We start from the raw sequence: 13309 nt of genomic DNA, 5'->3' as shown, positions 1-13309 counted from the left end.
TGATTCCCAAGTCAGAGTGGTTTAACTTCGTTGCTCCTTCGAGGGGGACTTCAAAACTTGCCAGCGCTGCTCCTGACTTCGTTGAAAAGCCTCGCCGAAGCTAAGGCTTCACCTGCGTTTTTTGCCTCGCCGGAAACCGCGCTAGTTTCGCGCTAATTGTCCTGAAACACTCCGGTTTGGGTGGATATCCTGAAACGACACGTGGGCAGGGGAGAGGTTGCTCTCAACCTTCTTTGCACCCGCGGCCGCGCCAAAAAAACAATTAGCCACCGTACAAATATTGAAATAGTGGTGCGTAAATGTGGAGTCAGAAACACTAACTTCGCACAGTTTTAAAATCTTACCACACTCCCCCCAAGAAATAAAAATGTCTACTACAAAAACTTCTCCTCTGAGCGACCGCGTTTTGCGCATGAAAGAATCCGCTACCCTGAAAATGGCTCAGCTGGGTCGTGAGGTTAAGGCCCAGGGGCACGACGTGATTAGTCTCAGTCTCGGAGAACCCGATTTTGATACACCCGTACACATCAAAGATGCTGCCAAAGCAGCACTTGATGCCGGAGACACAAAGTACACCCCAGTACCCGGTACAGCCGAGTTGCGTCAGGCTGTCTCCGACAAGTTCAAACGGGAAAACGGTTTGGACTATGCTCCGGCCCAGATCGTAGTTTCCACGGGTGCCAAGCAATCGCTGGCCAACGTAGCGATGGCTATGCTCAACGAAGGCGACGAAGTTGTCATCCTGGCCCCGTACTGGGTGAGCTACTCTGCTATCGTGAAGGTGGCCGGAGGTGTTCCCCTCGTCGTAGGCGCAGGCATCGAAGACGACTACAAAGTGAGCGCCGAAGCGATTGAGGCGGCCATTACCGACAAGACCAAATTCATCCTGTTCTCTTCTCCGTGTAACCCGACCGGTTCGGTCTACACCAAAGACGAACTCGCCGCCATCGCAACCATGCTCGGTAAGTACCCCCACGTTTACGTGGTGGCTGACGAAATCTACGAGCACATCAACTTCACCGGTAAGCATGCCAGCATCGGCACTATGCCAGAAGTTAAAGACCGTACCATCACCGTAAACGGTTTCTCCAAAGGCTTCGCAATGACCGGCTGGAGACTTGGTTACATCGGTGCTCCACTCGAGATCGCCAAAGCCTGCTCCAAGCTCCAGGGACAGAATACTTCCGGAGCAAACAGTATTGCGCAGGCCGCCGGTGCCCACGCTTTGAACTCGAGCCTGAAGCCAACCGAAGATATGCGTGCCGCTTTCGAAAAGCGCCGCGAGCTCATCATCGAAGGACTGAGCGCCATCGAAGGTCTGAAAGTTAACCGCCCACAAGGGGCTTTCTACATATTTCCCGACGTCGCTGCCTTCTTCGGTAAGTCTAACGGAGAATTTACCATTTCCAACTCCGATGATCTCAGCGAGTACCTTCTGATGGAAGCGCACGTTGCGACCGTAGGCGGTAGCTCCTTCGGAGCTCCTACCTGTATCCGGATCAGCTACGCTGCTTCTGAAGAGCAGTTGACGGAAGCTGTTGCCCGGATCAAGAAGGCACTTGAAGCACTGTCTTAAACCGAGCCCGCAAAACGAGGCCTTGGTTCTAAGGGCAACGTAGATAAAGATGAGTCATCCCGGTCTGGCACAAGCCACCCGGGATGACTTTTTTTTTGAGGTAAATGTTGAATCGTTCCCGGACTGCGGTTACAGTTTTAATTCTTTCGTGACCGTTTCCGGAACTTCCTCGCGAAAATGCGAAATGAAGATGAGTGTTTGTTGGGGGGTGAGCACTGCATCCAACAGGTGGCGGCAGCGTTGTATGGTTGCCGGGTCGAGCCCCTGGAAGGGCTCATCCAGCAGTAACACGGGTGGGACCTTTATCAAAGCTCTCAGCAGGAGCAGGAGGCGCTGCTCACCGGTGGAGAACTGGCGGAAGGTTTTGGTATCGGTGTCATCGAGCCGGGAGAAGTCGAGGAGACCCTGCAGCAGTTCAGATTGTTGGGGCGTTACCCGTGCGGGCGGACGGAAATTATCATTTAAGCCGCTGAGGATCACTTGACGGGCCGTAAGGCTGCCGTCGAAGAAACTGTGTAACTCCGGAGATGTAAATCCGATTCGCCGCTTAATGTCCCAGATGCTTTCTCCTCGTCCCCTGCGATGGTCGAAAAGGTATATTTGGTTGGCGTACGCCTGCGGATGATCCGCATAAATGAGGCTGAGCAAAGTCGACTTACCACTGCCGTTGTTGCCCGATACGAGCCATTTTTCTCCGGTGCCGACGACCCAGTTGAGCTTATCGAGCACCGGTTTGTCGCCGTAGCTGACGCTGACGTCCTGCAGTTTTATCACTGAATCATACGGCGGCGAAGTTGGTTCCTTGCTGAAACGACGAAGTATCGCTTCGTCGATGAAGATGTCTTTATCCGGAGAAGGCGCTTGCCCGGGAGAACTTGATTCCGGACCTGAACTGATTACCCGTCCTTTATGCAGATGAAGGCGATGCGAGATGCAGGCAGGGGGATTTTCGGAATTGGCAATCAGGATGAGACTGGTCTTGTTCTTTGCGGTGAGTGCAGTCAGAATCTCATTGAGCTGATGCCGGCTGGGCGCATCGAGACCGAGGTAGGGGTTGTCGATGATGAGGAGCTCAGGTTGGCCGGCAAGCGCTTTAGCGAGTAGCAATTTTCTGGTTTGCCCGCTGGAGAGTTTGATCCGTTCCAGGTTCAGTAAATGCTCAGCGCCAAGACTGGCGAGGGTGGCACGGGCGGAATTGTCGTCGTGCCCGTTAGCCAGGAGATAGTCGCGCACGGTCAGGTGGCCATCGGAGTCGAAAGCGTTGAATCTTTGTTGGTAATAATGAACGGCGTTGGCGTTGCTGAACAAGCGGGAAGAGTCGGTAAAGGAGATAAGGCGGATTGCCCCGGAGTATCGGTTTTGAATGGCGGGCCAGGTCCGGATACCTGAGCGTATCCGGTGCTTGCCCGTGATGGCTTCCGCGAGGGTACTTTTACCTGCTCCGTTTCCTCCGGAAACGAGCCAGTGTTCGCCTGGCCGTACCGTCCAGTTGATCTGATGAAGGACAGTGGTATTGTTCCGGGCCAGGGAAAGATCCCTGAAGTGCAGGAGAGGAGTGATGGTTCTTTGGGAAATGGCGATTGTCTTTGCGGCGTTGAAGTCCTTGCTTTCCTGTTGTGGCTGTGGCGATCACCTGAGCCCGACGATGCTTTTAATAGCCTGCTACGTCGTCGTCGGGATTACGCTTATCTGCCGCTGCGGAGATGGAGCCGTCTTGCATCCGCTGGAGTGCTTTAATGACTGCCATGTACTTTACTTCGCGGAACTCGTAGCCCATATCCGCCAGTTCTTCTTTGACGCCGTTGCCGAGTGCTGTCTTCTCGTGGAGAATCACGTCAGGTAGCCACTGGTGATGAAACCGGGGAGCATCGACTGCTTCGGCAAGCGGCATTTCGAACTCTACCACGTTAAGCAAGGTTTGCAGGACTGCGGTAATGATGGTGGACCCGCCGGGAGCACCGAGAACCATAAATAATTCACCGTCTTTCTCGACGATGGTGGGGGTCATGCTGGAAAGCATGCGTTTGCCAGGCTGAATGGCATTTGCTTCTTTGCCCACGAGGCCAAACATATTTGGCACGCCGGGCTTTGCGCTGAAGTCGTCCATTTCGTTGTTGAGGAAAAAACCGGCACCATCAACGATTACTTTGCTGCCAAAATTACCGTTCAGGGTAGTCGTGATCGATACGGCGTTGCCCTGGGCGTCGATAATGCTGATGTGGGTTGTCTCGTAGGTCTCCCGAACCGCGTTCAGGCCAGCACCGATGAAGTCAGACGAGCCGGCGGAATCCGTTCTGAAGTCGGCCATTCTGCCGGCGAGGTACTCGTCGTTGAGCAGGGAGTCGATTGGTACGTGGTAGTAATCGCTGTCGCCAAGGTATTCGGCGCGGTCGGCGTAAGCACGGCGCATTGCTTCGGCGGTCACCTGTACCGCTTTGGCTGACTGGAATCCATATTCAGCGAGCGGATAGGCTTCGAGCATCTCGACCATTTGGGCCAGGGCAACTCCGCCGCTGCTGCTGGGCGGCATGGAGATGATCTCGTAGTCTTTGTAGGCTTTGCGGATGGGCGTTCGCCAGGTGGCTTCGTAGTTTACCAGGTCTTCGTGGGTGATCAACCCGCCGCCCGATTTCATTTCGGCAACGAGGAGGTCGGCGGTCTTACCAGTGTAGAAGCCTTTTGCACCGTTATCACGAATACGGGAAAGGGTAGCGGCAAGCTCAGGTTGCTGAACAAGAGTCCCTTCCACCGAAAGCGTGTCAAGAAACGGACTGTTGTCGTTGAATTTCACAAAGTCGTCGTGGTAGCGCTTCAGGCGGTCTACCTCAGCCTGGCTGAGCCGGAATCCGTTTTCGGCCAGATCAATGGCATAGGAGACGAGCTCTCCCCATGGTTTGGAGCCGTGCTTTTGGTGCATCGCTTCGATTCCTGCTACGGTTCCGGGGACGCCGACGGCCCGGTGGCCAAGAGTGCTGAGGCCTGGAATGACGTTGCCTTCCTCGTCGAGGTACATATCACGATCAGCGGCAGCGGGAGCACGTTCTCTGTAATCAAGCGTTTCTGAGTTGCCGTCTTTGTCGCGGTACACCAGGAAACCACCGCCCCCGATGTTGCCTGCCCTGGGGTACACAACGGCCATAGCGAACTGCGCGGCTACTGCTGCATCGATTGCATTTCCTCCGTTCTTAAGGACTTCGAGACCTACTTCGGTTGCTTTGGGGTGAGGGCCGGCAATGGCCGCCTGAGCAAACGTTCCGGTTTTCTCGGCGGTGTAATCGAGTTGAGGTACTTCCCGGCAAGTGGTAAGGAGGCCGAAAGAAAGCAGACAAATGAGAAGTAAGCGCATACAGTGGTCGTTGTTGGAGGGTAAGGTAATTATTTCCGGACACAACGATCGGACCTTACTTCGTGATGTATGAACAACAAATTGCAGGAATCGACGCAAATGTGGCGAGTGTCCAGGGTCGGAGGTCCATCTCTCGTAGCACAGGGGCTCCTGTGTTTTCGTTCGTGCAATTTGCTATTTACACCTTCGTGGTGAGCCCCGGGCCGAGGCAGAACAATGCGTCAAGCACCGATAACCGGGCCAGGTACCCGTGCCGGTCGGTAAATACCTGGGGGTAGGGGGAGAGCCCGGCGGGTAATTCCCCGGGGCGTTGGTATCCCGGAGTATCGGGGAAGATGAAGTCTTCGGTCGTTTCCGGAAGGACCGGCCATTGTAACAGGCGCACAATGGTGCTGGTGATTTGCTGATTGAGCTCCCATAGCGTCTCCGGATGACTCCGGGGGACGGCAAATATCTCTTCGGCGTAATACTCGTAAAAAGGTGAACGACCGTAGGCGGTACGGATGCTTTGCTCGTGCTCGCGCCACCAGTCATTGCGGTAACTGATGCGGACTTCCCGGACTGGTTTGCGGTTATGTTTGCCTTTCTCAAGCGGAACACTCAGAGTTTGAGTGCCGTTTGGGCCGGCGATAAGACAACGGTTACGTTGGCCGCCTTTCTGGTAGTTCTCGTGCCCTTCAACCAACCATGCACCTGCGTCCCGCGCCCCGGTAAGCCAATGAGCCGGAGGGAAATAAGCAGTGGTGGTGAGCAGTGGAGTTGGTTTTTTCATAACAATAATCGACCTTCCGTGTTAGGTGGGCAAAAATAAGTTATGACGGACAACACGTCGATCTTCGAGAGAAAAATAGATCCTTTATATCAGGCAGGCGGTGCGCTGGCTGCCGTTTTCGTATTCATTCTCCTCGGCTCTGTCTTTTCTCTGGCCGCCGAGGATGCGATTACGAGTAAATGGCCGTGGATGTGTGCCGCGAGTTTTCTCCTGTTTTTTTCCCTTCTGAATGCTATCATGAGTGCATCAGCGGAGAACCTGATGAAATACTGGGGGCGGAGCATTTACTCGTTTCTGGGGCTTGCGCTGGGTTCCGGGCTACTGGCCTGGGCGTTCAGCGGAATGAGCATCAGGGAAGCAGGCAGCTACCAGTGGATTTACTTCGTCATCACTTTTGGGTACCTCGTGTTTTTATCTATGGCCGCCTTCATGAAGGCGATTGTAGAGTTCGCACAAAAAGAAGAATGGACTAAGCCAAAGTTCCGGCAGAAAAAAAGAAGACGGTAAAGGATGTTCTGGCTGACACGATTTGAGAGCCAATCTCAGTAAATCAGTTGAATTTCGCTTCGTCTTTCATATCAGCAATTACTGAAAAGGCGTTTCCCTTGTGGTGCATCACCTGGCTCCAGAGGGTGTCTGGGGGAGACCTGAAAACGTAGTTAGGGTCCATTGCCGCCGGAACCCAGCTTCCGTTAACCATCTCCTGTTCCAGTTGGTTTTCAGACCAGCCACTATAGCCGACGAAAAACCTCACGTCGGAGGGAGTCATCAGCCCTTGCCGGATTAGGAACTTCAGGCGTTCGTAATCTCCACCCCACCAAATCCCCCGCGCAACGGGGTCACTACCTTCAATCAGGTCACCTCTGCGGTGCAGGTAATGTACCGTATCGCGGCCCACCGGGCCGCCGATGTAAACCGGTGCTTCAAACTCAGGGAAGTCATCAACGAGATGATCAATTCTCACCTCGCTCTCACGGTTCAGAATGAAGCCAATGCTTCCGTCTTCGCCGTGATCAACTAGGAGGATAGCGGCGCGCTTAAAATTGGGGTCCAACATAAATGGTTCCGCCAAAAGCATGGTGCCGGTTTTGATTGGTTTTTTCATGAACGGAGTATTGTTGGGTTGTAACGTACGGTTTTGGACGGGAGTTGCCAAATAAAAGAACTTGTTGCCTCTGTACTGTGCCGGGTAAAAGAAAGCGCTCCGCCCGGAAATTCCGAACGGAGCGCTTTTCAGTCGTTAGCCTTGTGGCCCGGAAGAATTACTTCTGGGTGCCGGCGTTGGGGTCGGGGTTCACGGTACCAGTCAGGTAGATGAAGCTCTGCGCAGGGTTGGTGTTGGCAGTTACAGTAACTTTCTGGTTACGTGCACCTTTCTTGTTCTTAGAGTTGAACTGAACGGTGATTTCGCCATCCTCGCCCGGAGCGATAGGAGCGGTTGGCTTAGAAGGTACTGTACAACCACAGCTACCTTTAGCGTCGGAGATGATCAGGGGCTCGGAACCGGTGTTGGTGAAGCTGAAAGTATGAGATACGATCTCACCTTCAGTTACTGTACCGAAATCGAACGTGCCGTTGTCTGCGAAAGCAACAGTAGTAACGGGGCCGGATGGCACAGCTACGTTCGGCTGAGGAGCAGTTGGTGCAGCAGGAGGAGTTACCGTCTCAACGGTCTGGCGGGCAGCGTCGCGAACAGCGTCGTTACCACCGGACTGGCAGCTGAAAGTGGTAAAAGCAAGCGCGCACACGGCAGTGATGGAAAGGAATTGCTTAAGCATAGTGGATAGTTATTTGATCCGTTAGTTAATTTTGAGACTGCGAAAGTACGGGTATTTTCGTTGTCGTCGATGCAAAGATCAACCTACAAACGTGAGAACTCGCCCAATGGATACTGAATTCTTGTTAACAGGTTGTCAATGCAAAGGTAGCAAATGTCGTTTTTTCTATCAGAATAGTGCTCTGCCTACTGAAAGGAATCAAAGCCGATAAACAGTTGCTGGGCCGTTTCGACATTTAGCAGCACCCAGTCTTCCCCGTTGTTGATGTATGCGTTGTAAGACTCCAATCCGTTTTGTTCAGTTACTGCTCCTGTTTTGGGGTCCTGCGTGAAGGTATGGTTGGTGTACTTGGGGAAAACCCGCATTTCCTGAGCTTCAGAGCCGGCTTGTTTCACGGTAATAGTTGCAAAGGGGAGGATGCCTTTCACCGCTTCAATTCCTTCTTTGTCGTTGTTCTGATACCGGTTGATGTAGTATTTTTCGTAGCGGACAAGAGCGCTTTCCACGGCAGCACGGGAAACCTCCCGTACCGGTTGGCCGGTCTCGTAAAACGGAGCTGCAACGTATTTGTCTCCGTCGCGGGTAATTTTAAAACTCTTGTTTCTCTGGCGGGGGTACTCGATGCTGAACAACTCGATGTTTTCCGGGTCAACACGGAAATATACCTTGTCGCGCCATTCATCGTCCCAGTGCGTAAAACGCTGGCGGATGTTGCCGGTAAAGTGAGGCAGGTGCACCACGTAGGGCTCCTCACTGCCCTCTACGATGGCGTTTGTGCCAAGCTCGTCGTAAGTTCCGCTGCCGAGGTAGTAGCCCCGTAGTTTCTTTCCTTCTTTATCGAATAACTGTACCAGGATGCCGTTGGTGGCGAGGTCTTTGACCATGTTTGGCTTGGCCTTTTCGGTAGGAAGGCTGCGAATGTCCATGTTCTGTACCGCATCACTCAGGTTTTTCATGATGTTGTCGTTGGCGGGCTTGCCGTCGGCAAGCCAACCACTGATGCCTCCCCGAACCAGGGTGACGTTGTGCCCCTTACGGTCGGCGACGAAAATCTTGTGGACCTCGTCGAAGTTCTGGTAACCAAAGCGACGGATTTCGGCCCGTTCTTCGGCAGAGGCAGGTTTTTGGGCGGAGGAGGTTGCCCACCAGGCAATGCCTCCGAGGAGAAGGACAGCCAGGAGAAGGATCAGAGTTCTGTTCATTTGGTAAGATTATTTTCTCGCGTATTTGCGGCGGCGAAGCAGGTTGAATATCAGCCCGAAAAGAGCCAGAATAAACAATGGAACGAGGATGTTGATGGTTTGCCATTTAAAGCTGTCAGCCAGGGCCGCCTCGCGGTCGAGTAAGCGAAGTTTAACGTCTTTCCCCCGGGCGCTGATAACACCTTCAGGGTCAAGTAGGTATTCGATTGCGTTAAGAATAAAGGGCTTATTAGCGTAGGTGAACCGCTGCCAGATGTTGTAGCCCATCGAATAAGTCTGGTTTTTTATGACGGGGTTAGACAGGATGTCTCCGTCGGCAATCACTACCATCCGGGTCGGGTCGGATTCTTTCCGGAAAGGAAGACCTCCCTGGCGCAGGGCCTCCTCGTTGGCCTTGCTGAGCCGGTTGGCGTAGGGGCTTTTGAAGCGGCCTTCCAGAAGGTAAGCGAACGGCAGGCCGTCTTCGTTGAATCGGTCCAGATCTAATTGGTACTTCTGTGCATCGAGGTCAATCGAAGAGGGGAGGCGCTTGCGGCGCGACCGTGGGCTGGACTTAAGCAACAGCGTTTTCGTGATGTCCGGATCTTCGTCGTTAACCGTTTCGATTACGGTTGGGAAACGGAGATCGACCGGGTCGAGGTTTTTTATGATCGGGTGTTCGCCCTGCGGCACGGCCAGAACGTGGTAGGGGAAAGGGGTCATCTCAATTTTAGGCTGACCTCCGGGTGTGCCCGTCCGGATCGGGATCTGGGTGTTGCTGAGATCGAGCCCTAGCACCGGTGTCATCCGGATGCCGTATTTGAAGAAGAGCTCATCGAGGCCCAGTTCACGTGGTAAAGGGTAGAATTCGTTGCGGCCCTGCAGGGAGTCGTAGTCCATCCCGATGTTGTCGATAGCCCACAGGATTTTGCCACCGTTCATCACGTACTGATCGAGTTTGAATACCTCGAAATCTTCAAACGGAACGGTAGGTTTGGCAACGATGAGCAGTTTGATGTCCTGCGGAATCGAAACGAAACTGTCGAGAACAACCGGACCGATTTCATAATCTTTGCGGAGCACGCTTACCAAATCTCCGGTGTTGGCTGGGGGGATTTCTCCGTTGGCTACCGTAAAGCCAATGAGCGGCTTATCGTTATTGGTAAGGCTTTCGATGGCGCGGCTGAAATTGTACTCCATGAGTGCTTCTGCCTTGTTCAATCTGCGAACCTGATTGAATCCGCGGGGTGAAGGCTGAAGAAGCGGCACGATGCGGGTGCGGCCACCGTAATAGAAGATCGCGTAGGGGTAGACGACGGTTGCCGAGCGTTCTGCGGCGCTTTCGGCGGAATACACGGTTTCGGGGACAATTCCTTCTTCAGCGAGGTTCTTCTGCCGCTCGGTGCGTTGCTCCGGTGTGCCGGACAGCGGATCGGCAAATTCATATTCCAGCAGATCGTTGTGGCCAGCAAAATCGATAAGTGTTTCCTCGGCTTTATCGGCCAACCGCTGAAAATCCACAGGTAAATTACCGGTCAGTAAGACCCGCACAAAAAGGGGCTCTTGCAGGGCATTGAGTTGCTCAATGGTGTTATCGGTCAGCGTGAAACGCTTGTCTTCCGTCAGGTCGAGCGCGCCGTACAGAGGCGTGTCGCCAAAACGGGCGTTGGCGAGTACATTAACGATGACAAGCAGAGCAAGCGCCAGTCCGAATTGCAATAATGATTGCGTACGATGTTTGTGTTCGAGTTGAGCCATAAGTTCTAAGAGAACGCGAAGATACAAACAGGGATTACCCCAACGAACCTTAAACCGGGTTTTGACGGGCGGATGGCTTTTTCGGAGGGGAGCAGCGCAAAAAATAATCGGGGTGTCGGGTTAATCACGCGGCGCGGTCGCAGGTGCAGGGGAGCGGTTCAAGGAGGGCGCTCCGAAGGGGCACAGCAGGGATCGATTGTCCGCATTTCGTAAAGCCTTCAGTGTACCTGCGACCGCGCCGGAAGAATTTAAAAATCATACTTACCTTACTCGGGTGAACCTCAAAGCAATACTTTTCTTCGCCGCTCTGCTGCTCTTTGGCACCGCAGGGAGGGCAATCGCCCAAACCGCATCTCCTGAGCAGTGTGCGAACGGAATCGATGATGACCAGGACGGACTAATTGACCTGAATGACTCCGATTGCGATTGCGCGGTTATCGAACCGGTGTCTCTGATCCCCAATCCTTCCTTCGAAGACATCGAGTGTTGCCCCGGCGGGCGGAGTGAACTGTACTGCGCTGACGTTTGGATTCAGGCGTCGCAACCCACCACTGACTTTATCCATGATTGCGGATGGACGGGCTGGGACAACCTGCCTCCGCCCCGGCCTTTTCCCGACGGAGAAGGAATCTTAGGCTTCCGCGACGGCCGCCCCGCCGGCATGGATGAGACGGAACCGCGCGCAACGTGGAAGGAATACGCCGGAGCCTGCCTGCTGAGACCTCTCCAGGCTGGTACAACCTACCGCTTTGAGTTCGACCTGGGCTTTGTGGGAGCCGAAAACTCTCCAGACATCAACATCTCCTTTTTCGGTACTACGGACTGCAATAACCTGCCCTTCGGGCAGGACAACGAAGAGCTCGGTTGCCCAACCAACGGGCCCGGCTGGGTGAGGCTGGGCTCCCGCAAGGTGATTACTGTCTTTGGCGGAGGCTGGAGAAAAGCGTTCATCGAAGTAACACCCACCGAAAACATTGCGGCCATCGCTATCGGCCCCGATTGCCAGCTCCGACCCAGTAACGTGCACTATTACTATTTTTTCGACAACTTGCTTTTGGATGAACTGGAGTCGTTCAACTTCAGCATTAACGGGACGGACCACCCCTGCTCACCGAATTACCGACTCGAGGTGCCCGCTCGCGAAAATTTCACCTGCCAGTGGTATAAAGAAGGAATTGCGCTGCCAGGAGAAACGGGTTTTCGCCTCAGCCAAAATTACGGAGAAGGAACCTACCAGGCAGTCATCGATGATGGAACAGGATGCCGGAAGTCTGATGAGTTTACTTACGTAATCCCCGTTATCGACGCTCCCGTCAGCGCCACCCTCTGCCCGGGAGATTTCTTCAGATTAGGCGACCGGGAAATTTATGAATCCGGGAGTTACGTGGATACGCTATCCTCGTTTCAGGGGTGTGACAGTATTGTACGGCTGGAGCTGACCGTTCTGGAGGAACTTCGGGATACGGTCGACGCCAGAATCTTTCCTGACGAAACTTACGCGATTGATTATCATTCGGTAAGCGTGGCCGGAACCTATGATTTACCTCTGGTTTCTGGTCTGGGCTGCGACAGCATCGTTATGTTGAACCTCAGTTACTACGAGGTGTATCAGCCTACGGCGTTTTCACCGAATGGAGACGGAATCAACGATCGCTTCATGATCGCCGGAGGAGCAGATCTGGTCGAAGTCCGCGACCTCAGGGTCTACGACCGCTGGGGCAGTCTTCTCGCCACCGGCACCGACTGGGACGGGCGCCACGGAACGGAAGCCGCTGCGCCGGGTCTGTATGTTTACACGGTCGTCGTTGTCATGGACGACGGCAAAGAAAGGTTCCTTGCGGGCGCTGTAATGTTGCTGAGATGATGATTGGGTGCGCTGAATATTCTAACTTACCCGCTTAAGTTAAGTCATGCGAAAATTACTGTTCTCCCTCGCCGCGCTACTGGTAGTATACCTTGGCATTACCTGGTTTTTCAGCGGCCTTATTCTCAATACTCCCGATCGCGACATCGCTACGGTTTACCGAATGAACCAGGACCGCTGGCAATTGGACCTGGACAGTTTGCAGCGTAATTTACCTCCACGGGAGGAGATGAGCTTTGCCAGCCCTGTAGACGGAATTACGCTGAAGGGATGGCTCTACCGGCCCGATACCGTACGTTGCGGGGTTGTGATGGCTCACGGGTATAGTGTCAACCGGGCCAATATGCTCAAGTACGCTCCGGTATTCGACAGCTGCGGTTGTGCTTTGCTGCTCTACGATCACCGTGGGCACGGAGAGTCGGCACCGGAGGCCTTCGGCTCCGGCGGGTACCACGAAGCTACCGACCTGATCGCTGCGAACGACTGGCTGCGGCAGACGACGGGACTGGCCCAGGAGCGTATCGGTTGGTTTGGCGAAAGTTGGGGCGGAGCAACCGTTTTACTGGCTGCTGCCCGCCAGGGAGCTCCACGGCCAGCATGGGTAGTCAGCGAAAGCTCGTTTGCCGACTGGGAAAGCGCCGTGATGGAACGCGGCCTCAAAGAGTACGGAGCCGGCCTGAATGCACTAACGCCCGGCGCATTTGCCTGGACCAGCTTGCGGGCGGGAGTTGACTTCGATGAAGTCAGTCCTGTGCTTGCAGCACCGAAGATCGACGTTCCCGTGTTACTTGTGCACTCCGCTGCCGATACGCTGACGTATCCGGTGCAGTTCGACGAGCTGGCAAAGGCTTTCAAACCAGGAGTGGTTACTGCGCGTAAACTGGACTGGGGAGCCTGGCACGCCCATAACATCATCTGGCGCAGAGAGGAGTACACCGGTATGGTTCTCGACTTTGTGGGGGATTGGTGCGACTAAGCACAGCATCCGGACCATGCACCTGCGTCCGCGCCTGGATCCGGTACGGGCGGAGGTT

11 protein-coding genes are annotated in these 13309 nt (G+C 54.2%); 4 read left to right on the top strand and 7 right to left on the bottom strand.

Annotation, left to right across the window (positions count from 1 at the left end):
- The first annotated feature begins 367 nt into the window (after positions 1 to 367).
- Positions 368 to 1576 carry a pyridoxal phosphate-dependent aminotransferase gene (locus FUA23_RS14775; RefSeq protein ID WP_147931527.1) on the top strand — a complete coding sequence of 403 codons (1209 nt, stop codon included), beginning with the start codon at positions 368 to 370 and terminating at the stop codon, positions 1574 to 1576.
- A 129-nt stretch (positions 1577 to 1705) separates the two neighbouring features.
- On the opposite strand, the gene FUA23_RS14770 is transcribed toward FUA23_RS14775, so the two are convergent.
- From FUA23_RS14770 to FUA23_RS14760, 3 genes are all read right to left on the bottom strand, one after another.
- On the bottom strand, positions 1706 to 3070 hold the full coding sequence (locus tag FUA23_RS14770) for an ATP-binding cassette domain-containing protein (RefSeq protein ID WP_246144242.1): 1365 nt from the start codon (positions 3068 to 3070) through the stop codon (positions 1706 to 1708).
- 157 nt (positions 3071 to 3227) lie between these two features.
- A complete protein-coding gene (gene ggt, locus FUA23_RS14765) occupies positions 3228 to 4922 on the bottom strand; it encodes a gamma-glutamyltransferase (RefSeq protein WP_147931525.1) in 1695 nt (564 codons plus the stop codon).
- A gap of 178 nt (positions 4923 to 5100) precedes the next feature.
- Positions 5101 to 5694: a WbqC family protein gene (locus FUA23_RS14760; protein ID WP_147931524.1), complete on the bottom strand. Its 594-nt coding sequence runs from the start codon at positions 5692 to 5694 to the stop codon at positions 5101 to 5103.
- Positions 5695 to 5736: 42 nt separating this feature from the next.
- Here FUA23_RS14760 and FUA23_RS14755 point away from each other — a divergent pair, with 42 nt between their 5' ends.
- Positions 5737 to 6201, top strand: coding sequence for a hypothetical protein (locus tag FUA23_RS14755; RefSeq protein ID WP_147931523.1), 465 nt, complete (start codon positions 5737 to 5739; stop codon positions 6199 to 6201).
- Between the two features lie 43 nt (positions 6202 to 6244).
- Here the strand turns inward: FUA23_RS14755 and FUA23_RS14750 are convergent, their stop codons facing one another.
- The 4 genes from FUA23_RS14750 to gldG form a co-directional block, all read right to left on the bottom strand.
- Positions 6245 to 6799, bottom strand: a complete 555-nt coding sequence (locus FUA23_RS14750; RefSeq protein ID WP_147931522.1) for a YqgE/AlgH family protein — start codon at positions 6797 to 6799, stop codon at positions 6245 to 6247.
- 157 nt (positions 6800 to 6956) lie between these two features.
- A complete protein-coding gene (locus FUA23_RS14745) occupies positions 6957 to 7472 on the bottom strand; it encodes a DUF1573 domain-containing protein (RefSeq protein ID WP_147931521.1) in 516 nt (171 codons plus the stop codon).
- A 185-nt stretch (positions 7473 to 7657) separates the two neighbouring features.
- Positions 7658 to 8674, bottom strand: coding sequence for a hypothetical protein (locus tag FUA23_RS14740; protein WP_147931520.1), 1017 nt, complete (start codon positions 8672 to 8674; stop codon positions 7658 to 7660).
- Between the two features lie 9 nt (positions 8675 to 8683).
- Positions 8684 to 10411, bottom strand: coding sequence for a gliding motility-associated ABC transporter substrate-binding protein GldG (gldG, locus tag FUA23_RS14735; protein ID WP_147931519.1), 1728 nt, complete (start codon positions 10409 to 10411; stop codon positions 8684 to 8686).
- A 274-nt stretch (positions 10412 to 10685) separates the two neighbouring features.
- On the opposite strand from gldG, the gene FUA23_RS14730 reads away from it, so the two are divergent.
- Entirely contained in the window at positions 10686 to 12275 is a 1590-nt protein-coding gene (locus tag FUA23_RS14730) for a T9SS type B sorting domain-containing protein (RefSeq protein ID WP_147931518.1), read from the top strand.
- Positions 12276 to 12321: 46 nt separating this feature from the next.
- Positions 12322 to 13251 (top strand): alpha/beta hydrolase, encoded by a 930-nt coding sequence (locus FUA23_RS14725; protein ID WP_147931517.1) that lies wholly within the window; start codon positions 12322 to 12324, stop codon positions 13249 to 13251.
- Positions 13252 to 13309 lie beyond the last annotated feature (58 nt).

Origin of the sequence: Neolewinella aurantiaca (assembly GCF_008014675.1) — a bacterium.
Taxonomy (GTDB): domain Bacteria; phylum Bacteroidota; class Bacteroidia; order Chitinophagales; family Saprospiraceae; genus Neolewinella; species Neolewinella aurantiaca.
Note: the sequence above shows the minus strand (reverse complement) of the source record. Positions and strands in the feature narration are given on the sequence as shown.